This is a genomic window from Streptomyces albicerus, from assembly GCF_008905045.1.
In the GTDB taxonomy this organism is placed as follows: Bacteria; Actinomycetota; Actinomycetes; order Streptomycetales; family Streptomycetaceae; genus Streptomyces; species Streptomyces albicerus.
Map to the genome: position 1 here is coordinate 103567 of NZ_VWMY01000008.1, position 21308 is coordinate 124874.

At 69.9% G+C, this 21308-nt stretch carries 19 protein-coding genes; 10 read left to right on the forward strand and 9 right to left on the reverse strand.

Annotation, left to right across the window (positions count from 1 at the left end):
• Positions 1 to 86 precede the first annotated feature (86 nt).
• From GAS53_RS08820 to GAS53_RS08855, 8 genes are all read right to left on the reverse strand, one after another.
• Positions 87 to 1349, reverse strand: a complete 1263-nt coding sequence (locus GAS53_RS08820) for a sensor histidine kinase (RefSeq protein ID WP_225858814.1) — start codon at positions 1347 to 1349, stop codon at positions 87 to 89.
• Between the two features lie 421 nt (positions 1350 to 1770).
• Positions 1771 to 1977, reverse strand: a complete 207-nt coding sequence (locus tag GAS53_RS08825; protein WP_151476895.1) for a hypothetical protein — start codon at positions 1975 to 1977, stop codon at positions 1771 to 1773.
• A 13-nt stretch (positions 1978 to 1990) separates the two neighbouring features.
• Positions 1991 to 2224, reverse strand: coding sequence for a hypothetical protein (locus tag GAS53_RS08830; RefSeq protein ID WP_151476896.1), 234 nt, complete (start codon positions 2222 to 2224; stop codon positions 1991 to 1993).
• 529 nt (positions 2225 to 2753) lie between these two features.
• The gene (locus GAS53_RS08835; RefSeq protein WP_151476897.1) at positions 2754 to 4244 is read right to left on the reverse strand and encodes a gamma-aminobutyraldehyde dehydrogenase; all 1491 of its coding nucleotides are present in this window, start codon (positions 4242 to 4244) and stop codon (positions 2754 to 2756) included.
• 3 nt (positions 4245 to 4247) lie between these two features.
• A complete protein-coding gene (locus tag GAS53_RS08840) occupies positions 4248 to 5342 on the reverse strand; it encodes a proline racemase family protein (RefSeq protein ID WP_151476898.1) in 1095 nt (364 codons plus the stop codon).
• Complete coding sequence (locus tag GAS53_RS08845; protein ID WP_151476899.1) at positions 5342 to 6259, reverse strand: dihydrodipicolinate synthase family protein; 918 nt, start codon at positions 6257 to 6259, stop codon at positions 5342 to 5344. The genes GAS53_RS08840 and GAS53_RS08845 overlap by 1 nt, the downstream gene beginning before the upstream one ends.
• A gap of 41 nt (positions 6260 to 6300) precedes the next feature.
• Positions 6301 to 7545, reverse strand: coding sequence for an NAD(P)/FAD-dependent oxidoreductase (locus GAS53_RS08850; protein WP_151476900.1), 1245 nt, complete (start codon positions 7543 to 7545; stop codon positions 6301 to 6303).
• Positions 7546 to 7741: 196 nt separating this feature from the next.
• A complete protein-coding gene (locus GAS53_RS08855; protein ID WP_151476901.1) occupies positions 7742 to 8338 on the reverse strand; it encodes a short chain dehydrogenase in 597 nt (198 codons plus the stop codon).
• A 70-nt stretch (positions 8339 to 8408) separates the two neighbouring features.
• On the opposite strand from GAS53_RS08855, the gene GAS53_RS08860 reads away from it, so the two are divergent.
• From GAS53_RS08860 to GAS53_RS08900, 10 genes are all read left to right on the forward strand, one after another.
• Entirely contained in the window at positions 8409 to 9011 is a 603-nt protein-coding gene (locus GAS53_RS08860; RefSeq protein WP_404829189.1) for a LysR family transcriptional regulator, read from the forward strand.
• A gap of 30 nt (positions 9012 to 9041) precedes the next feature.
• On the forward strand, positions 9042 to 9275 hold the full coding sequence (locus GAS53_RS58295; protein ID WP_404829190.1) for a type 2 periplasmic-binding domain-containing protein: 234 nt from the start codon (positions 9042 to 9044) through the stop codon (positions 9273 to 9275).
• Positions 9276 to 9549: 274 nt separating this feature from the next.
• The gene (locus GAS53_RS08865) at positions 9550 to 10422 is read left to right on the forward strand and encodes an ABC transporter substrate-binding protein (protein ID WP_151476902.1); all 873 of its coding nucleotides are present in this window, start codon (positions 9550 to 9552) and stop codon (positions 10420 to 10422) included.
• A 33-nt stretch (positions 10423 to 10455) separates the two neighbouring features.
• Positions 10456 to 11259: an amino acid ABC transporter permease gene (locus GAS53_RS08870; protein WP_151476903.1), complete on the forward strand. Its 804-nt coding sequence runs from the start codon at positions 10456 to 10458 to the stop codon at positions 11257 to 11259.
• A complete protein-coding gene (locus GAS53_RS08875; protein WP_151476904.1) occupies positions 11259 to 12089 on the forward strand; it encodes an amino acid ABC transporter ATP-binding protein in 831 nt (276 codons plus the stop codon). Before GAS53_RS08870 ends, GAS53_RS08875 begins: the two co-directional genes overlap by 1 nt.
• Before the next feature lie 93 nt (positions 12090 to 12182).
• Entirely contained in the window at positions 12183 to 12893 is a 711-nt protein-coding gene (locus tag GAS53_RS08880; protein WP_192583027.1) for a GntR family transcriptional regulator, read from the forward strand.
• A gap of 953 nt (positions 12894 to 13846) precedes the next feature.
• Entirely contained in the window at positions 13847 to 16450 is a 2604-nt protein-coding gene (lanKC, locus tag GAS53_RS08885) for a class III lanthionine synthetase LanKC (RefSeq protein ID WP_318721713.1), read from the forward strand.
• Positions 16451 to 16456: 6 nt separating this feature from the next.
• A complete protein-coding gene (locus GAS53_RS08890) occupies positions 16457 to 16600 on the forward strand; it encodes a SapB/AmfS family lanthipeptide (protein ID WP_151476907.1) in 144 nt (47 codons plus the stop codon).
• 155 nt (positions 16601 to 16755) lie between these two features.
• Positions 16756 to 18417 carry an ABC transporter ATP-binding protein gene (locus GAS53_RS08895; protein WP_225858815.1) on the forward strand — a complete coding sequence of 554 codons (1662 nt, stop codon included), beginning with the start codon at positions 16756 to 16758 and terminating at the stop codon, positions 18415 to 18417.
• Positions 18414 to 20258: an ATP-binding cassette domain-containing protein gene (locus tag GAS53_RS08900; protein ID WP_151476909.1), complete on the forward strand. Its 1845-nt coding sequence runs from the start codon at positions 18414 to 18416 to the stop codon at positions 20256 to 20258. The genes GAS53_RS08895 and GAS53_RS08900 overlap by 4 nt, the downstream gene beginning before the upstream one ends.
• Here GAS53_RS08900 and GAS53_RS08905 read toward each other — a convergent pair.
• Complete coding sequence (locus GAS53_RS08905) at positions 20236 to 20841, reverse strand: response regulator transcription factor (RefSeq protein WP_151476910.1); 606 nt, start codon at positions 20839 to 20841, stop codon at positions 20236 to 20238. The genes GAS53_RS08900 and GAS53_RS08905 overlap by 23 nt on opposite strands.
• Positions 20842 to 21308 lie beyond the last annotated feature (467 nt).

Genomic DNA, 21308 nt, shown 5'->3' on the forward strand with positions numbered 1-21308 from the left:
TGCCTCACCCCCGGCACGGCTCTCACCCGGCTTCCCGCAGTGCCCGCTGGTCGCCTCCAGGGCGATGGTGGCCGCAGTCCTGCTCTCTACGGCGTGGGGCCGAGCGCACCGAGGCGGTCCCGACGGCCCCTCTCCGTAGGCAGGGTCGCCATGACTTCCCAGCCCCTGCGGTCGAAGCGGGATCCCGTACGCAGCTTGCCGCCGAGCGCGGTGACCCGTTCCGTCAGCCCGACCAGGCCGAAGCCGCCGCCGCGTGCGGCCTTGGGCAAGCGAGTGCTGCCACGGCCGTCGTCGCGCACCGTCACCTCCAGCACGCGGCCGTCGTAGGCCAGGCCGACCGTCACCTCGGTGGCGTCCGCGGCGTGCCGCCGTACGTTCGTGAGGGCCTCCTGGACGACCCGGTAGGCGGCGGCCTGCACCTCATGGGGCAGGTCGTCGGGCACCGAGGGATCGCGGCGCAGTTCGGCCCGCGGACCGACGGGCCCGCCGAAGCCCGCCACCAGCGCGGGAAGCGCGGCCAGATCACCCCCGGGGCGGCGGTCGTCGCTCCCGGCCTCGGCGGACTCGGGGACCTCACGCAGAAGACCGACGGTGCGGCGCATGGAGGCGAGGGCCTCCACGGCCGAGCGCTCGACGTCCTTCAGGATTCCGCCCAGACGCTCGGGTTCCGTGGTGGCGAGGAGTTGGGCCAGCTGCGTCTGCACGAGGATCCCGGTGACATGGTGGGCCACGAAGTCGTGCAGGTCGGCCGCCATGGCGAGGCGTTCGGTCCGCTGTGTCTCGGTGACCGCGACGCGGCGTCGGTGGTCCAGCGTGCGCAGGTACCCGCCGAGTCCGGCGACCGCACCCGCCGGCAGCAAGTACTGGAACGGGTTGACCGACGTGACATAGGGGTGACCGGCGGCCTCTCTGTAGGGCAGGGCGAGAACCGCCGCACCGACCACAACGCCGCACACCGCCGCCCACGGCGCGGGACAGTCACGCACCGCGATCAGGAGCAGGCACAGCAGGATCGCGAGTTCGCCCGGTCCGAGCTCCGACCCCCGGCCGGACAGCAGCAGGGCCGCTGTCAGGGCGCCGGAGAGGACCGCGGGCACGGCGGTCCGCACCGGCGTGGTGAGCCACGCCGGCCGCACGGCGGCGGGCCAGAGGACCGCAGCCAGACCGATCGGCAGCACGACCAGCTGAGGCCACAGCGGCTTGCCGTCGACACCCGCCATCAGCAGGTCCACACCCGCCGCGAGCAACAGCAGGACGATGCCGAGCACCCGCAGAATGACCTGCCGGCGGGCATCCGGTTCCGTTCCGCGAGGCGCACCAAGGGCACGCACGGGTTTCAGGAGTTCCACGGCGCGACCCTAGCCCCCCGCCGACACAACCGGATCAGCCGAAAGGCCACATGCCGCAACGCGGCAGGGCCGCGCAATCGGCCGAACGGCCGAGACTTCCCGAGAACAGGACTTCTCCCCGATTTTTCAGCGCCCGCGACGGGCTACTGACCAATTCCCCCGGATCCAAGACTCGGTTCCGACCGACGGCATCCCCCCCGCCGACGGTCTCAGGCGGCCCCGGCTCACACCCCCTCGTGCAGCCCGGGGCCGCCCCATGCGCCCGCGCGGGCGGGTGCGACTCGGGACCATCCACCGACCTATGGGGAAGCGAGAGAGCACCTTGCGGAACAAGCACGACAGGAGCAGGAAGAGACTGACGGCGCGGGGCGCGGGTCAGGCGCATCAGCGCACCACCTCACTCAAGCAGATCCAGTCCCGGTCAGGTGCGCACTTGTTTGAGCAAAATCGGGTCTGAACCCGAAACTCGCCAGCCGCCTCCGGAGTTCAGTGGGTCGCCGGACAGTTCCGCGGCGGCGATGGTGCGCGGCTGACGGGCACTCCTGCGGCGCCGGACAAGACCATAGGCACGCGGCACCACGCTACTGGCAAGCACATGGAACTCGGCTTCACCGAGATCGTCATCCACTCAGGAACGACAACTACGGGGAATCGTGGCGCGCGTAGACCGACTTCCGGACCGCCTCATCCGGAAGGACTCCGCCCGGGGTGCGAACCTCCGGGTACTCCTCCTCTTGAGCGTCCAGTACCTCCCAGCCCATCTCCTCGAACAAGGCACGGGCCTTTCTCCGGTGCTCGGCCGGCCCCGTGAGCGCCGCCTCCACCCGGACGGTGAGCAGCGCGCCTCCACGCCCCTGCCCGTGATCTGCCTGCACGATCCCCTCCCTTCAACGGCCTTCAACGGGAGTTGATCTTCCCTTGCGGTCGGGGACTTCAACACTGATCCGCGCAAGTGACGCTGACTCAGCATTTCTGTCGTAGCGTCGCTCCCTGACGATCCGGTGTGTGCACTCGCGACGCGGCATCTGCTCCAGGCAGGAGAGCAAGCCGAGCCTGGCGCTTCAGCCATCGCGCGCACCCAACACCCCGCCGATCCACGACGCCGTGCCCATAGCGTGCCCGTAAGGGTGGACAACCACGGTCAACAGCAGTGCGAACCGACCCGCACAACCACCCCACGGGGAAGCCATCTGCGCAGGTCAGAGGCATGGTGCCCGCCCAAGCGCCGTAGCTTCCCAAGCTGAGAGCGCGAGTTCGATTCTCGTCACCCGCTCTTCTTCCAGCCCCAGGTCAGCGACCTGGGGCTGCGTAGTGCGCTCACGGCCTTGACGCGCGCGAGGCGCTCAGTCTGTTGTTCCTCGGCAAGTGAACGGCGTTTTCGTGCGCCGTGTAGGTGACGCGCGGTCAGCGGCTGGTGAAGATCACGTCGTGCCAGGACTTGTGCCGGGTGCCGGTGATCTCGGTCATGACGTGCTTGACGTTGGTGTACTCGTCGAAGGAGTAGGCCGACATGTCCTTGCCGAAGCCGGACGCCTTGTAGCCGCCGTGCGGCATCTCGCTGATGATCGGGATGTGGTCGTTGATCCAGACGCAGCCTGCCTGGATCTCGCGGCTCGCGCGGCCCGCGCGGAAGACGTTGGTGGTCCAGGCCGAGGCGGCCAGTCCGTACGGGGTGTCGTTGGCGAGGTGGATGGCCTCGTCGTCGGTGTCGAAGGGGAGGCAGACCAGGACCGGGCCGAAGACCTCCTGCTGGACGATGGCGGAGTCCTGCGCGGCGTCGGTGATGAGGGTGGGCTCGTAGTGGGCGGTCCGCCCGAGCGGTCCGTCAGGGACCCTCCCTCCGCGCACGACCGTGGCGCCGCCCTCGCGAGCAGCCTCGACCATGGCCGCGACCCGGTCGCGCTGACGGAGGGAGATCAGGGAACCCATGTCGGTGTCCGGGTCGTCGACGGGGCCCAGGCGTACGCCGTCCATGAGGGCGGCGACGCGCTCGACGAACGTCTTGTACAGGGGGCGTTGGACGTAGGCACGGGTAGCGGCGGTGCAGTCCTGGCCGGAGTTGATGAGGGCTCCGGCGACGGCTCCGCGGGCGGCGGCCTCCAGGTCGGCGTCATCGAAGACGAGGAAGGGGGCCTTGCCGCCGAGTTCGAGGTGGACGCGCTTGACCGACCCGGCTGCCTGGGCGGCGACTTGGCGGCCGACGGCTGTGGAGCCGGTGAAGGAGACCATGGCGACGTCGGGGTGGGTGATCAGGGCCTGGCCCGCGACGGGGCCACTGCCGGTGACGATGTTGAGGACGCCGTCCGGGATACCGGCCTCCCGGGCTGTCTCGGCGAACAACACCGAGGTGAGCGGGGTGAGTTCGGACGGCTTCAGGACGACCGTGTTGCCGGCGGCCATGGCGGGCAGCGCCTTCCATGCCGCCATCTGGAGCGGGTAGTTCCAGGGGGCGATGGAGCCGATGACGCCGATGGGTTCGCGGCGGATCGTGGAGGTGTGGTCGGCTGAGTACTCCGCCGAGGCGCGGCCTTCCAGGTTGCGGGCCGCTCCGGCGAAGAAGCGGACGTTGTCGATGGTGCCTGGGACGTCGAAGCCTCGGGTGAGTCTGATCGGCTTGCCCGCGTTGCGGCTTTCGGTCTGCGCCAACTCCTCGCTGCGGGCGTGGAGTTGGTCTGCCCAGCGCAGCATGGCCTCGGAGCGTTCGGCGGGTGTCGTGCGCGACCACTCGGCGAAGGCGGCGCGCGCGGCGGCCACCGCCTCGTGCACGTCCTCAGGGCCGGCCAGGGTGTCGGTGGCCAGGACTTCGCCGGTGGCGGGGTTGATCACCTCGTACTGCTCGCCGGACGTGCCGGAGCGGCGCTTGCCCGCGATGAACTGCTGTCCGGTGGTCTCCATCGGTCACGTCTCCAAGTCGGTCTCGGGGTGGGCTGCCTGCTCGCCCCACAGGTCGCCGAGCGTGTAGCCGTACGGGAAGGGGTCGCTCTCGTCGAGGACGTACTGGCTGAACGCGGTGATCCAGCCTCGTCCGCTGATCGTCGGGAGAACGGCTTCGTAGGGGCCGATCCGGGTCTCGGACAGGAGCCTGCCGGTGAAGGTGGTGCCGAGGATCGACTCGTGGATGAACGGGGTGTTCAGGGGCAGTTCGCCGCGCGCGTGCAGGGCGGCCATGCGGCCGCTGGTGCCGGTGCCGCACGGGGAGCGGTCCAGGGTGCCGGTCCAGGTCGTCGGGTCGGACAGGTCCACCTCGCCGTTCGGGAGGACGACCGTGTTGCGGGCGGAGGCGCCGGGTGTCGGGGAGGGGCCGTGGATCATCGTCAGAGAGATCTGGTTGATGCCGGGGTTGAGCGGGTGGCTCACCGGGACCTGCTGCTGTGCGGCGGTCCGCAGCACCGCCCCTGCGCGGGCGAGTTGCTTGGCGGCACCGGGCTCCAGGCGGATGCCGAGGTCCGCGGCGCGTGCCTGGACGTAGAACTGGCCGCCGAAGACGATGTCGACCGGCACCCGCCCGTATTCCGGCAGCTCCAGGACGTGGTCCAGCGCGACGGCGAAAGCGGGCACGTTGGCGAAGGTGACCCGGGTGGCCTTGCCCCCGGACACCTCGGCGCGGACGCGGACGAGGCCGACGGCGGTGTCCACGGTGAGTTCGGTGACCGGCTCGGTGACCGGCACCGCGCCCGTCTCCACGAGAGCCGTGACGGCACAGATCAGGTTGGAGCCGGACATGGGACGGAAGCCGCCCTGTTCCAGCACGACCAGGCCGAAGTCGGCGGTCGGGTCGGCCGGAGGGAGTACGAGGGCGCCGCACAGGGCCGGGTAGCCGCGCGGTTCACGCAGCAGGAGGCGGCGCAGCTCGTCGAGGTGCTTCTCGCAGTACTGCAGGCGTTCGGCCATGGTGGCGCCTCGGACGTGCAGATGGCTGCCGATCAGTACGCGTCCCGGCTCGCCCTCGGCGTGGACGTCGATCGCGTGGATACGGCGGTGCTGGGTGGCCATCACGCGGCCACCGGGTCGTCGGCGGTCTCGACGCCGGCCGCCGTGAGCAGGGCGCGGAACTCCTTGCGGTGCTCGGGAGCCAGCGGCAGGACGGGGCGGCGGGTGGGGCCGGCGCTGACGCCGACGAGGTCGAGGCCGGTCTTGATGCCGCAGGCGTAGTTGTGGGACTCCAGGAACTGGCAGATCGGGAAGATCTTCGCCCACAGCTCGCGCCCGGCGTGCAGGTCGCCGCGGACGGCGAGGGCGTCGTACAGGTCGGCGCACAGCCGGGGGATCACGCTGGCGGTGCCCCATACGCCGGCCTTCGCGCCGCTCGCGAGGGCGGCGAAGGTGAGGGTGTCCCAGCCGTTGAGGGTGGTGATGTCCTCCGCGTGCTGCTGCTGGACGGCGGAGAGCCAGGCGAAGTCGCCGCCGGTGTCCTTGTACGAGCTCACCGCGGTCTCGCGGGCCAGCTTCGCCAGCTGCTCGGGGGTGAGGTGCACGCCCGAGGCGGAGGGGATGTTGTAGTACATGATCGGGATGTCGATCGCCTCCGAGACCGCGCCGAAGTAGGCGAGGAGTTCCTCGTAGGACGGCGCGTCGTAGAACGGCGGCACGATCATGACGGCCGTCGCGCCGGCCTTCTGGGCGTGGACGCTCAGCTCCACGGTCTCGGCCGTGCTCAGCGCGCCGGTGCCGGCGATGACCGGGACACGTCCGGCGGCGGCCTCGACGTACAGCTCGGTGACCTGCTTGCGTTCGCCGAGGGTCAGCGTCGTGAACTCGCCGGTGCTGCCGCCGGGGACGAGGCCGTGGATACCGCCGCCGATGATGTGGTCGGCCTGGCGCTGGACGCCCGCCGCGTCTACAGCGGAGCCGTCCTCGGTCAGCGGTGTCACGACGGCGGCGAGGATGCCGGTGAACTGCGGGGCGCTCATGGGCGGTCTCCTGAAGTGAGAGGGGAAGTGGAGGGTGAAGGTCACCGGCGGATGAAGCGGCGCGGGGAGACCGTCTCGGCGACAGCGGGGAGACGCTGCCGTGTGATGGCCTCGGTGATGATCTCGGCGGTCGCGGGGGCCAGGGTGAGGCCGAGCATGCCGTGGCCCGAGGCGACGTAGACGTTGGGCAGCGGGTGAAGCCGGCCGATGACGGGAAGGCCGTCCGGGGTCATGGGCCGCAAGCCCGCCCAGGGAGCGGCCTCTCCCGGCGGGTTGCCCCAGTCGGTGAAGGCGTCGGCCGCGGCCTGCTTGATGGCGGCGACGCGCCGGGGGTTGATGTTCTCCTCCAGGCCGCCGAACTCCATCGTCCCGGCGAGACGCAGGAAGCCACCCAGCGGGGTCACCGCGACGCGGGCGTCCTCCAGGGTGAGGGACGTACGCAGCTGCAGGGGCGCGGGGGTGTAGTCGACGCTGTAGCCCTTGCCGGGGCGGATGGGCAGCGGAACGCCCAGTTGGCGGGTCATGGGGCCGGTCCATACGCCGGCCGCCAGGAGCAGTGTGTCGCAGGTGAACTCGCCCTTGTCGGTCAGTACGCCGGTGACGGTGTCGCCCTGGCGCGGGAAGCGGCGTACCGGGGTGTGCTCGTGGATCTCCACGCCCAATTCCTGGCAGCGCTTGAGCAGGCCGGCGGTGAGGGAGTCGGGCTCGACCTGGCGGTCGTCCGGGAAGTAGAGGCCGTGGCGGGTACGGCTGTTCAGTGCCGGTTCGCGAGCCTGGACGGCGTCCGCGTGCAGGTGCTCGGGGACCATGCCGAAGCTCTCGAAGACGTCGAGGGAGGCGCACTGCTCCTCGTACCGCTCACGGGTCTCGAAGGCGAGCAGGACGCCGGCCTTGTGCATCTCGAAGTCGATGCCGTCCCGGGTCCAGTCGTCGAGGATGTCCATGGTGCCCTCGGCCAGGCGCAGTTGGGTCTGAAGGCCGTGGCGGAAGTCCCGGGCGGTGCAGTGCCGGGCCATGCTCAGCATGAACTTCACGAAGGACGGGGCCAGCGAGGGCCTGACGTACAGGGGGCTGTCCGGCTTCAGCATCCACTTCAGGGACTGCAGGATGACGCCGGGGGCGGGCACCGGGCCGCTCTCGGCCAGCGCGATCTTGGCCGCGTTGCCGTGCGTGGCGGCGGAGCCCGCGCGCCGGGCGTCCAGGACCACCACCTCACAGCCGCTCTTGGCCAGCCGGTAGGCACTGGCCAGGCCGACGGCCCCGGCACCCACAACGATGATCCGCATGGAGTCGTGTACCTCCGACAGAGAAGTGCGTGCAGATTGTCAAACAATCTGCGGCGATGGAGGCGACGCTAGGCTCGACGCCCGGCGCAGTCAATAAGTCGCGGTGAAGTTGTTGCCGTGAGTCGGCGCAGTGATGGCACGGAAAGCAAGAAGGGCCCCCGCTTGCGCGAGGACCCCTGAACTGCGTAAACGGTCACTACAAAGCGTAGACCTGCCCGGTCTGGGCGCCCTCGACGCAGCGGACGTACGCCTGGGCGACGTCGGCGAGATCGACCGAGGGCATGCCCGGGAAGAAGTCCCCGTAGGCGTCGAGGCTCTCGGTGAACACCGTGGGGCTGACGGCGTTGACGCGCTGCGGCGCGATCTCGATGGCGGCGGCACGCACGAACGCCTCCACCGCCCCGTTGGCCATGGAGGCCGCACTGCCGGTGGGGATCGGCTCGCGGGCCAGCACACCCGTGATCAGGGTGAAGGAACCCCGCTCGGCAATGCGCGGAACCCCCTGCCGCACCAGGTCGATCTGGCTGAGCACCTTGTCCCGGAAGGCGGCCAGGTAGTCCTCGGGCGCCAGCTCGGTGACCGGCTTGTACGGCACGTGACCGGCGGCGCTGACCACCGCGTCCACCCGGCCCGCCCGGTCGTACAGCTCGGTGACCTGCGCCGGGTCGGTGATGTCGCAGCGCAGGTCGCCGCCGCCGCGTCCCACGGTGAGGACCTCATGCCCACGGACGGCCAGTGCCTGGTGAACGCCTGAGCCGAGCGTGCCGGTGGCGCCGATGAGGAGAATCTTCATGACAGCGACGCTAGGTCCGGTCCGTGGAGCGAGGGAAATACCTTCCGCAGAGCACTTATGCTCCAGGGTTATGAATGTGGAGCTCCGGCATCTGCGGGCGCTCGCCGCGATCGGCGACGAGGGCACCATCACCGGCGCCGCGGCCGTGCTCCGCATCAGCCAGCCCGCCCTCTCGCGCACCCTGGAGCAGCTGGAGAGCCGGGTCGGCGTGCGCCTCGTGGAGCGTACGACCCGCGCGCTCTCCCTCACCGATGCGGGACAGCGGCTGCACGAGCGGGCCCACCAGATCCTGCATCAGCTGGACGACGCACTGACAGAAGCCGCGACGGGGATACGACCGCTGCGGATCGGTTTCGCCTGGGCGGCCCTCGGCGACCGTACCGTGCCACTGCTGCGCACCTGGCGGGAGAAGCATCCCGACACTCCCGTACAGGTACACCGCGGCGACGACCCGGAAGCCGCTCTGCGCCGAGGGGACGTCGACGCCGCGCTCCTGCGCACCGAGCCCGCCCCGGAAGCCGGACTGGAGGTCCGGCCGCTGTACCGGGAACGGCGCCTGGTCGCCGTCCCCGAGGACGATCCGCTCGCGGGTCGCCCGGCCGTACGCCTCGCCGACCTCGCCGACCGGCCGGTTGTGCTCTGCGCCACCGCCGCAACCACGGCCGGCCTCTAGCCCGAGGGGGCGCGGCCGCGCACGTTCGAGGTGGCCAACGTCGACGAATGGCTCACGGTGATCGCCACGGGTGACGCGGTGGGCGTCACGGCCCAGGCCACGGAGCAAAGCCATCCGCACCCCGGCGTCCGCTATCTGCCCCTGTCGGACGCGCCTCCCGTGACGGTCCGGATGGCCTGGCCGCGCACGCCCACGCATCCGGCCACCCTCGCTTTTCTCGACCATGTGCGGGACACGACCGGCGCCGCGGGGCTGGGCGCGTAGCCGCCGCCGGCGCCTCACATCCGCCCAGCTCAAGCCCCTGATGCAGGCGGCACGTAACCCGCGGCGAGCGGCATGCGCGGCGGAGCGGCACCGCTCGAAGTATCACGATTGCGGCCATTGACAGCGCGTGGCCGTCTCTCTAACCTCCCCCTAACTTGCTGGTTGTCAGACAATTTACATCTGGCGGCTGCGACCCTCTTTCTGCGGGCCCTCGAGCTCCCCGTGCCTCCGCCGCGTGTGCCCTCTCGCCCGTTCTCTAGCCCCGGAGTACGCCATGGCCCTCACCAAGCAGAGCCGATACACCTTCTACGTGCTGGGACTGCTCCTGCTGTCCCTCATAGCCGGATACTTCGGCGGACGATCCGGCTCGGACGGCGGCTCGTCGCAGACCGTCGCCTCGTCCGGCTCCTCCAGCGAGGCCGCCTGGATCGAGAAGATCAAGAAGGCGGGCGTGCTGCGGATCGGCTGTGCCGACGCGCCGCCGACCATCGTCGTGAAGTCGGACGGCACATGTACCGGCCCCGACCTGATCCCGTTGCAGAACCTGGCCGACGGCATCGGCGTGAAGGTCAAAACGGTGGCGACGACCTGGCAGAACATCGTCGCGGGCCTGCAGGCGAACAAGTACGACGTCGCCGCCGACCTCGACCAGACCGTCGAGCGCAGCCTGGCGATCCGCTTCACCAACCCCTCCTGGTCCTACCCCGGTGTGTTCCTGGTCGAGCGGGACAGCGACTTCACGACCAGCAAGCAGATCCTCGACTCGGGCAAGGCGATCGGCACCTCGCAGGGAACCGCCGCGGACACCGCCCTTCAGCGGGCCAAGGCCGAGGAACTACGGGTGGACACTTTCCAGAACGCGCTGAGCGGGGTGAAGGCAGGACGGGCCGTGGCGGTCTTCGCCGACCTGGGCACCGCCGTCGACATGGCGAACAAGGACAAGTCCGTGGGCATCGTCGTACCCGACCCGGCGCTCCTGGTGAACCACGTGGCCTACGGCGTTCCCGCCGACATCGACGCGCGGTCCATGGAGATCGTCAACGTCGCGATCGACAACTCCGTGGCCAGCGGCGAGATCGAGCGCTCCTTCGCCGACGCCGGCTACCGCGACGTCGACAACCTGGGCGACCTTCAGATCAAGCCCTGACCGCCACCTCCCGTCTCCCGAAGGCAGACCGCGATGAATCTCGCCTACTCCCCGGACCTGGGAGTCATCGGTCCCGCACTGCCCGTCCTGCTGGACGGCCTGTGGCTGACCCTCGAAGTCTCGACCGTCGTGATCCTGGCCAGCGCCGTCCTCGGCTTCCCGCTCGCCGTGGCTCGGATGTCGAAGATCGAGGTCATCCGATGGCCCGCACAGTTCTACATCGAGGTGTTCCGCTGCACGCCGCTGCTGATCCAGCTGCTGTGGGTGTTCTACGCCCTGCCGGCACTCCTCGACACGACCTTCCCGGCGAAGCTCTCGATCATCCTCGCGCTCACCGCGCATCTGACGGCGTTCATGGCCGAGACCTACCGCGCCGGCATGCAGTCCGTGCCCACCGAGCAGATCGAAGCGGCCCAGATGCTGCGGCTGAGCCGGTTCCACATCCTGCGGTACATCATCGTGCCGCAGGCGTTCCGCCAGCAGATCCCCTCGATCCTGTCGCTCAACGTGAGCATGTTCAAGGACACGTCCCTGGTGTCCGCGCTCGGCATGGCGGACCTGACGTTCCAGGGGAACATCCTGTCCACCCAGACCTACCGCCCCATGGAGATCTTCACCATGGTCGCGATCCTCTACTTCGTCGTCGCCTTCCCCGCGACGCTGTTCACCAGCTACCTGGAACGGCGCCTGCTGGTCTCCGGCTCGCGCGGCGCCCCGCCGCCCTCGTCCGGGCTGCGCAGCACGCTCGGCCGGCTGCGGCCCGGCTACCGGCCACCCGCCGTGGCGGGCACCCCCTCCACCCCGACCGCCAAGATGTCCCAGCCGGAAGGTGCCTGATGACAACGCAGGAAACCAACCCATCGGACCCGGGTACGGGCACCACTTCCCTGAGCAAGACCACCGTCGACGTACTGCCGGACGAGACGGCGTTCCTGCACACTCGCGGAGTCAGCAAGTCCTTTCACGGACGCCAGGTCCTCAAAAAGGCCGACTTCCGGATCGACAGCGGCGAGATAGCCGTGCTCATCGGCAAGAGCGGCTCCGGCAAGAGCACCCTGCTGCGGGTCATAGCCGGGCTGGAGGAGCCGGACGCCGGTGACATCCATCTCGCCGGGCAGACCGTCGTGCAGGACGGCGAGTACCAGGAAGCGTGGAAGGAACTCCGGGGCCAGGTCGGAATGATCTTCCAGAGCTACACCCTCTGGCCCCACATGAACGTCCTGGACAACCTCACCATCGCCCCCAAGAGGGTCCTGGGCGAGAGCAAGGCGCAGCTGCTGGAGAGGGCCGAACGGGCACTCACCGAAGTCGGTATGGCTCAGCACCTGCGCAGCCGCTGCACCCAGTTGTCCGGAGGAGAGCGTCAGCGCGTGGCCATCGCACGGGCCCTGATGATGCGCCCGCGCCTGCTGCTGTGCGACGAGATCACCTCCGCGCTCGACCCGCCGGTCGCCGCCGAGGTGCTGGGCGTACTGACCAAGCTGAAGGAGGAGGAGGGCATCGCCTGCGTGATCGTCACCCATGACATGGCGTTCGCCTCCAAGGCCGCTGACCGCCTCTGCTTCTTCGAGGACGGCCTGATCAAGGAGGACGCTCCGCCCAGCGAAGCCTTCACCAATCCCCGTACCCCGGGCCTCAGAGCCTTCATCGACGCCATCCGCTTCTGATCCCGTCCCGCGATGCCGTCACGGGACGACGGCATCGCCGGTACGCGTACCCGCCCCCATAGAATGTGGTCTGACAATCTGCGGAGGGGATTCATGAGCGAGTACGACGCCCAGGCCGCCGGCCCAAGGCAGGTCACCACCCAGACGCGCCGGGACGCGGTCGTGGACGAACTGCGCCGGGCCATCATGGCCGGAGAGCTGAAGGCCGGCCAGCCTCTACGCGAAGTTCACATCGCCCAGCAGATGGGCGTCAGCCGCCCGACCCTGCGCGAAGCCGTCTACCAGCTGATCCACGAAGGGCTCCTCGATCAACAGCCGTATCGCGGCGTCGTCGTCACGGCGATCGACGAGAAGTTCATCACCGACACCGCGGCGGTCCGCGTCGCCCTGGAGACGCTCGCGGCCAAGGCGGTGGCCGACGACTCCGACGGCTCCCGGCGCGCCATGCTCGAAACCGCCTGGCAGGAGTACCGCGCCGCACACGGTGCGCAGGATGCCGCCCGTCTCCACCAGGCCCACGTCGCGTTGCACCGCACCATCTGGGACGCCTCCGACAACGCCATGCTGAAACGGATCTGGCCCACCGTCGAAGCACAGATCAACCTCGCCATCACGCTCGACGAGAGCACCCGATCCGATCCCGACCGGGCCCTGCACGTCCACGAACGGCTGATCGACGCCATTCTCGGCGGCGACCCCGCCACCGTCGAGGCCGAAGTGGAACGCCACACCCGGGCGAGCGCCGACGAGCTGATCGAGATGCTCGCCGAACGGCAGCGCGGCGGAGACGGCACCGAGTCCTGAAGGGCCTGTCCGCCCGCGGTCGCGACCAGCCACGCGGGAGAACAACACCACCGATCAACGATCGGCTCCGACTCCTCGGACTGGTGTCACAGGATCGCGCACGCAACGCCGTCCGCACATCCTGCACCGGCCCGCGCCTGGTTCCTCTCCACGCGGGCCTGACAGTCCGACCGCGCGACTACGCCGAGGCCGTGCCCCATCCGTGCCCGTAAGGACGCACAACCACGGTCAACAGCGGTGCGATCCGACCTACACGCCCGCCCCAAGGACCAGGTATCTGCGCTGGTCAGAGCCATGCAGCCCGCCCAAGCGCCGTCGCTTCCCAAGCTGAGAGCGCGAGTTCGATTCTCGTCACCCGCTCCATAATTAGGGCCCGGGTCTCCGACCCGGGCCCTTTGCTGTCCGTGGTGATCAATCGTCGCGTGCCAGATTCGCGCCAGAATGCTTGTCGCCCGGATCAGCGGTGCCTTGTTCTGGCCCGGCCGCAGCTACGTGGCGTGTCTTGCGGACAGTCGCGTCGAGTACTCGCCGAGGACCTTCTCTGTCGCGGCCTGGGCGAGGAACAGCAGGAAGGGGTACGGGGTGTCATGCAGCCCGATGTCGAGGGAGCGATCGCCGATGCGGAACCTGGTCCCGTACGCGCGCAGTTGAGCGGCGGGTGTGAGCCCGAATCTCGGCCTTGAGCATGGCTGCGACGCGGACAGGCCGGGACGATCCGGCGTTTCTCCCGGCCGTGAAGAGACAGTTCTCCCGATCCTGAGGGGACAGTCTCACCGCGCACGCGTGATAAACGGTGGTATGCCGCGGTGGGCGGAGTCTGCAATCCTCGTTAGTGATCGATCCCGGGTGAACGTTCCCCATGAACTCCGAGTACGGTCCTCGGACCACAGGAGCAATGGTCTGTCTCACGGGCCCCGAGCCCACGAGCAGAGACTACGGAGACCCCCGTGGACATGCGCTACGAGGCCTATTGCCTCATGGACTCCCACTTTTACGACACGCCCACCCGTGCGCGTGAACAGCGCAGCGACTTCGATCAGACCCGGTGTCCGGCTCCGGACACTTGGGAGCGCTCGGAGCTCGACGGATGGGTGGTCTTCAACCCCGACGACGTGGAGCTGCCCCCGCAGGGCTGGAAGATCCACGTGTCGGCGTGCCTCGGCAACGCGCAAGACATCCTCACCACGGTGTGGGACTACTGCGTCCCCCGCCGCATCGCCTTCAAGTTCCTCCCGAGCGCGGACCACCTCCTGGTCGCCAACGCCAAGTACGCGGGGCGGGGATCGAGCGGCAAGTTCGTGACGATCTACCCGGCCGACGAGGACCGGCTCGAAGTGGTCCTCAACGAGCTGGGTGCCCTCCTGGAGGGGCGGCAGGGCCCGTACATCCTCAGCGACCTGCGCTGGGGAACGGGTCCGCTGTACGTCCGGTACGGCGGCTTCGCCTACCGGACGTGCGTCTCGCCCGAGGGAGAGACGGTGACGGCGATCGAGGACGCCTCCGGCCGACTCGTGCCTGATGTGCGCACACCGACCTTCCGGCCTCCGGACTGGGTGACGCTGCCCGCCTTCCTCGAGCCCCATCTGGCCGCACGCAACAGCACGACCGTGGCCGGCCTGCCGTATCAGATCGAGGGTGCCCTGCACTACTCCAACGGCGGCGGCCTGTACACCGGACGCGACACACGGACGGGGCAGCGGGTCATCCTCAAGGAGGCCCGGCCGTACGCGGGGCTCACCAGGGACGGCGTGGACGCGGTCGCCCGGCAACGCCGCGAGCGGGAAGTCCTTGAGCGGCTGCAGGGGCTCGATTGTGTGCCCGCGCTGCTCGACCACTTCGTGCTGGGGGAGCACCACTTCCTCGTCGAGGAGTTCGTTGAAGGATCGACGCTCAACAGTCTCTTCGTCGACCGCTTTCCCCTCGTGCATCCGCAGGGCGAGGCTACCGACACCACTGGCTACACCTCGTGGGCGCTCGACATGCTGGACCGGGTCGAGCGCGCTGTCGGCGCCGTGCACGCCAGGGGACTGGTCATCGGCGACCTCCATTCCGACAACATGCTGGTCTGTCCCGACGGCCGGCTTGTGCTGATCGACTTCGAGGGCGCGGCGGACGCGGCCGATCAGTCGGGGCAGCGCCTCGCCGCCCCCGGCTTCGCGGCCCCACCGGACCTGACCGGGGTCGATATCGACCGCTACGCACTGGCCTGTCTGCGTATCTCCATGTTCATGCCACTGACCACGCTGCTCGAGCTCGACCTGAGCAAAGCACGACAGCTCGCCGAAGAGGTCGCCCGGTCGTTCTCGGTCCCCCGCGCGTTCCTGGACGAAGCAGTGAATGTGATCACGGGGAGTGCCGGCGGGATCGCGACAACGGCAGGCGCAGAGGCGGAGACGCGGCTGGAACCGGATCACCGCGGCTGGATCCGCGCCCGCGCATCCGTGACCGACGCCATCCTGGCGGCCGCCACACCCGAGCGTGACGACCGGCTCTTCCCAGGCGATATCGAGCAGTTCGCCGCAGCGGGCGGAGGCCTGGGATTCGCACACGGTGCGGCGGGGGTGCTGTACACGCTCGACGCGGTCGGTGCCGGCCGCCACCGTGACCACGAGGAGTGGCTGATACAGCGGGCTTTGAACCCTCGACCGGGAACGCACCTCGGTTTCTACGACGGCATGCACGGCATCGCGTACGCACTCGATCACCTCGGCCACCGCGACGAGGCGATGAAAGTCCTCGACATGTGCCTGGGTGAGGAGTGGCAGCAGTTGGGGCTCGACCTTGAGGGAGGCCTGGCGGGTGTCGGCCTGAACCTTCAGCACTTCGCGGCGGCGACCGGCGACCCCGCACTGCGGGACGCCGCACTCCAGGTGGCGGGCGTCGTCGCCGATCGGCTCGGTTCGCCGGAGAACACGACCGCCGGTCTGCTGCGCGGCTCGGCGGGGCCCGCCCTGATGTTCGTGCGGCAGTACGAGGACACCGGCGACCCTGAGTTCCTCGACCTGGCCGGCACGGCGCTACGCCGGGACCTGGACCATTGTGTGGTCCGTGAGAACGGGGCCATGGAAGTCGACGAGGGCTGGCGGACCTTGCCGTATCTGGGCAACGGCAGCGCGGGGATAGGTCTCGTTCTCGACGACTTCCTCGCCCACCGCCAGGACGCCCGGTTCCACGATGCGGCCGCCGCGATTCGCAGGGCAGCCAGCGGTCAGTTCTTCGTCCAGTCAGGGCTCTTCAACGGCCTGGCGGGAATGATCCTCTGCCTCAGCCGACCGTATCCTCCCGGCACGGCCGCAGAGCGGGACCCGGTGGTCGCCCAACATGTGCGCTGCCTGTCACGCCACGCGCTCACCCTCCACGGTCACCTGGTCTTCCCGGGCGACCAGCTGCTGCGTCTCTCCACCGACCTGGCCACCGGCAGCGCGGGCGTCCTGCTCGCCGTCGGCTCCGCCCTGCATGACAGCCCCGTGCACCTGCCGTTCCTCGCCCCCACCGGCGAACGGAACGGCGGCACGGCCCCCTACCCCCGTCCCCACGAGGTTTCAGGGAGGAGGTGAACATCCATGTCGCTCCTCGAACTGCAAGGCTTCGACCCGGACGTCGTCGCCGGTCACGGCAGCAGCCTGCCGGGCAGCGTCCTGAGCGTGACCAAGTGTGGTCACCGCAGGGCCAGCCTGCTGAGCGTGCTGCACTGCAGCGCCAAGTAGGTGTCCAATGCGGGGACGCTTCCCGCGTCCCCGCCTCGATCCGGGACACGCGCGAGGTTCAGCACCGAGCACGGCTGGGAGGAGTCATGAGGCCAGGCGCGGCAGACCGCCTCTTGCTGGCGGCAGCCCGGCGCGGCGGTGCCTTGGTGGGCGCAATGGTGATCTCGTCACTGCTGATCACGGGCGTCACCCTCGCTCTGCCCGCCATCATGGGCCGCACCGTCGACGCCGTCCTCGACGACCACGACACGGCGCGGTGGCTGGCCCTCAGCGGGGCGCTGATCCTCGTCCTGGTCGTCTTCGACATCGTGGACGACCTGGTCGCCGGGGTCGCCGAGGCCAGGTCGACAGCCTGGCTGCGGCACACGCTGCTCGGGCATGTGCTCGCGCTCGGCCCGCGTGCCACACGCCGGTTCACGGGAGGAGACCTGGTCAGCCGCATGGTCGGCAATACCGCCAGAACGGGGAACTTCGCGTCGGGCGTGGTCTGGGTCGTCATGAGTCTTGTCCCACCGCTCGGCGCCATCGCCGCCCTGGCGCTCATCGACGTCTGGCTGTGCCTCACCTTCCTGGTGGGCATGCCCCTGGTGGCGTTGCTCGTGCGGTCCTTCCTGCGGGACGTCTCGGACGCCAACGAGGGGTACTTCCGGGTTCAGGGCACCATCGCCGCGCGGCTCACCGACGCCCTGGGCGGCATCCGGACCATCGCCGCGGCGAGGACCGTCGACCGTGAGGCGCGACGCGTCCTCGCACCACTGCCCGAGCTGCACCGGCACGGCCTGGGCATGTGGAGCGCGGTCGCACGGGTGTCGGCGCGCGGAGATCTGGTCGTTCCGCTGCTGCTGGTGGCCGTGCTGGCGGTGGCCGGACTGGAGCTTTCCCAGGGGCGCATCACGCCGGGAGACATGCTCGCGGCGAGCGAGTACGTCGTCATGGCGGTCGGCATCAGCAACGTGCTGCAGTCGGTGAATCAGCTCGCCCAGGCCCGTACGACGGCCGGGCGGATCGCCGAGGTGATCGCCGAACCACCCGTGGCGTACGGCCACGAGCGCCTTCCCGAAGGCCCCGGACGGCTGGAGTTCCGGCACGTGACCGCTCAGGGGACGGACGGACCCGTGCTCGAGGACCTCAGCCTGGTCGTCCCCGGCGGCGCCCTCGTCGCCGTCGTGGGCCCCTCCGGGGCCGGCAAGTCGCTGCTGGCGGCGCTGGCCGGGCGCCTCGTCGACCCGGACGAGGGCGAGGTACTGCTTGACGGCGTGCCGCTGCGCCGCCTCGCACGCGAGGAGCTCAGGCGTGCGATGGCGTACGGCTTCGAACGCCCCGTGCTGCTCGGTGAGACCTTCGCCGACGCCATCGGGTTCGGGCTGGGGACCTCTTCCACGGAGGAACTGGTGGCGCAGGCCAGGGCGGCCCGCGCCGACGCGTTCATCCGCCACATGCCGGCCGGCTACGCCAGCCGCGTTGCCGACACGCCGGTCTCCGGCGGCGAGGCCCAACGGATCGGGCTGGCCCGCGCGTTCGTCCAGGGCGGGCGGGTGCTGGTGCTCGACGACGTGGCCGCGAGCCTGGACACCGTGACCGAACACCACATCAGCCAGGTGCTGACCGGCGCGCTCGCCGACCGGACGCGGCTCATCGTGACGCATCGGGCCTCCACAGCGGCGCGGGCGGACCTCGTGGTGTGGCTTGCCGACGGCGGAGTCCGGGCGCTGGGAACCCATCACGCGCTGTGGGCGGATGCCGAGTACCGGGCCACGTTCCAGCCGCTGTCCGCGACCAAGCAGCCTGTCCGTGTGGGCGCTGGGGGTGCGCGATGAAGGCGCGGTCCGTCCGCATCCTGCGCTCCTCGCTCAGCCGTCGGCGGCGGGAGTACCGGCGGCTCGTCGCCTGGTCGCTGGTGCAGGCCGTGCCCGCCTTCCTCTCCGGGTGGATCGTGGCCCGCGCCGTCGACCAGGGATTCCTGGCCGACCGGCCCGCCACCGGCTTCCTCTGGCTGGCCGCTCTGGCGGGCGCCTTCATCGTGGGAGCCTGGGGGACCCGGCACGCCATGCTGGGGCTCGCCTCGCTCATCGAACCGTTCCGGGACGAGCTGATCACACTCGTGGCCACGGGCACACTGCACCGGTCCGCCCGGCTGGGCGCGCCCGCCGACACCGCCGGCGTGGCCCGGCTCACGGAGCACGTGGAGCGGGCCCGGGACGCGTACGGGGCGATCGTCCTGTTCGTCCAGGGCTTCGTCGTCACCGCCGGGGGCGTGCTGCTGGGCTTGGCCGGCCTCGACCCCCTGCTGCTCGTCCTCGTCCTGCCGCCCCTCATGATCGGCCTCGCACTGTTCGTCGCCGCGCTCCGGGCGATGGCCGCACGCCAGCGGGAGGTCATCCTGGCGGACGAGCGTATCGCCGAGACCACAGCCGCCCTCACGGGCGGAGTGCGGGACGTGGTCGCGTGCGGTGCCGAGGAACGTGTACGGGCGCAGACGGGCGCGCAGGTCGACGCCGCGGCGCGGGCCGCCGTGTCGCTGGCGCGGCTCACCGCCGTGCGGACCGCCGCCCTGGGCATCAGCGGCTGGGTACCTCTGCTGCTCATCCTGCTCGGCGCACCCTGGCTGGTACGCAACGGGGTGACGGCGGGCGCGATCCTCGGGGCGGTGACCTATGTGTCGCAGGCCCTGCAACCGGCCCTGCAGGGCTTCGTCCAGGGACTCGGCAGCAGCGGGCTGTGGCTGCTGGTCACCGTCGGCCGGATGGCCGAGATCGCGGTGGATCCCGACCGGCCCGGGGCTGCTGCCCTCGAGGCAGCTGAGGCCGGGACCGCTGCCCCCCAGGCAACTGACACCGAGACCGCAGAGGCCGGGACCGGCGCTGTGACGGGGCACGCACCGGTACGGCCTGGTGGCGCCCGCGTGGAGGCACGCGACCTCACCTTCGGTTACGCCCAGTCCGCAGAGCCGGTGATCCGCGGTCTGAACCTCGTCCTGCACCCGGGCGAGCACCTCGCCGTGGTAGGGCCCAGCGGAGCCGGGAAGTCCACCCTTGCCGCGCTGATTGCGGGGGTACTCGAACCGCAGTCGGGGCAGGTGCGCCTCGACGACGTTCCGGTCCTCGCTCCGGGTGACGGCGACGACCTGGCCCGCCACCGCGTGCTCATCCCACAGGAGGCGTACGTCTTCACCGGCACGCTGGAGGAGAACCTCACCTACCTGGTACCCGGCGCCGCCCCGGCGGACGTGGAGGCGGCGGTCCGTGCCGTGGGCGCGGCGCCGCTCGTAGCACGCCTGGGCGGATACGACGCGCCGTTGGACCCGCGAGACCTCTCGACCGGGGAGCGCCAGCTCGTCGCCCTGGCCCGCGCCCTGCTCCCGGCACCGCGACTGGCCCTACTGGACGAAGCCACATGCCACCTCGATCCGGTCGCCGAGGCGGTCGCCGAGGAGGCCTTCGCCCGTCGCCCGGGCACTCTGATCGTCGTCGCCCACCGCATCAGTTCGGCACTGCGGGCCGACCGGATACTGGTCATGGACGGTACGCGGGTAGGCCTCGGCACCCACGAGGAGCTGATCGCCGAGTCCGCGCTCTACCGGGACCTGGTCGGCCACTGGGGCGCGGCGAGCGCGTCCCAGGCCCCGGTCCGAACAGTCACACCCATCCCGACTCCCTAGCGATCCGGATGGCGTCGATCCGATTGCGTCCGCCCGTCTTCCTGGTGATCGCCGACAGGTGGTTGCGGACCGTGGCCACAGACAGGGAAAGCCGCTGGGCGATCTCCCAGGTAGGCGTGCCGTCGGCGGTCAGACGCAAGATTTCCACGTCTCGTGAGGTCAGCGGTTTCTCTCCCGCGTCCAGCGCGGCCAGTGCGAACTCGGGGTCGATGAACCGCTGTCCCCTGACCAGCTTGCGGACTCCGTGGACGAGACGGTCCCCCGGGGCGTTCGTGCTGATGACCCCGGCGGCGTGCAGGTCGAGGATGCGGCGGAGCCGCTCGGGCGTCGTCGAGGCCATCATCAGCAGCATCCGGCAGTCCGGCAGCCGCATTCTCAGCTCACTCCGCGCGGCGAGTTCCTCGCCCTCCTTGGAGTCGACGTCGATCACCGCCACGTCGGGGCGGCACATCAGCGCCCGCGCGATCACCTCACCATCGCCTCCGGCTTCAGCGACGACTTCGATGTCCTCTTCGCGAGACAGCAGAGCGGCGAACGCTGCCCGCACGAGGCGGGTGTTCTCGACGAGAAGAACGCGAATCAATGTCGCTCCCACGTGGCGCTACGCGGCCTGCCCTGACACCTCACCCGGCGTGCCGCACTCTCCGAACGCCTTCGGAGGCAATTATCCGGCCGCTCCGCGATCAGCGCACGTGCGCGGCGAGCACCTCGTACCAGGCGCACGGTTCTGTGCCCTCCGGGTGCCCGTAAGGACGGAAAACCACGGTCAACAGCGGTGTAATCCGACCGACACGACCACTCAAGGACCGAGTATCTGCGCTGGTCAGAGCCATGTTCCCGGCCCAGCGCCCTCGCTTCCCAAGCTGAGAGCGCGAGTTCGATTCTCGTCACCCGCTCCACGACTAAGGCCCAGGTCAGCGACCTGGGCCTTCTTGCTGTGCGGGGTGATCAATTGTTGCGTGCCAGATGGCTGTTACGGCCCGGAAGCCGACAAGTAAGTCAGGCAGGTGAGCCATCGCCGGAAGGTTGTGTCCCGGCGAAGGGCTCCCC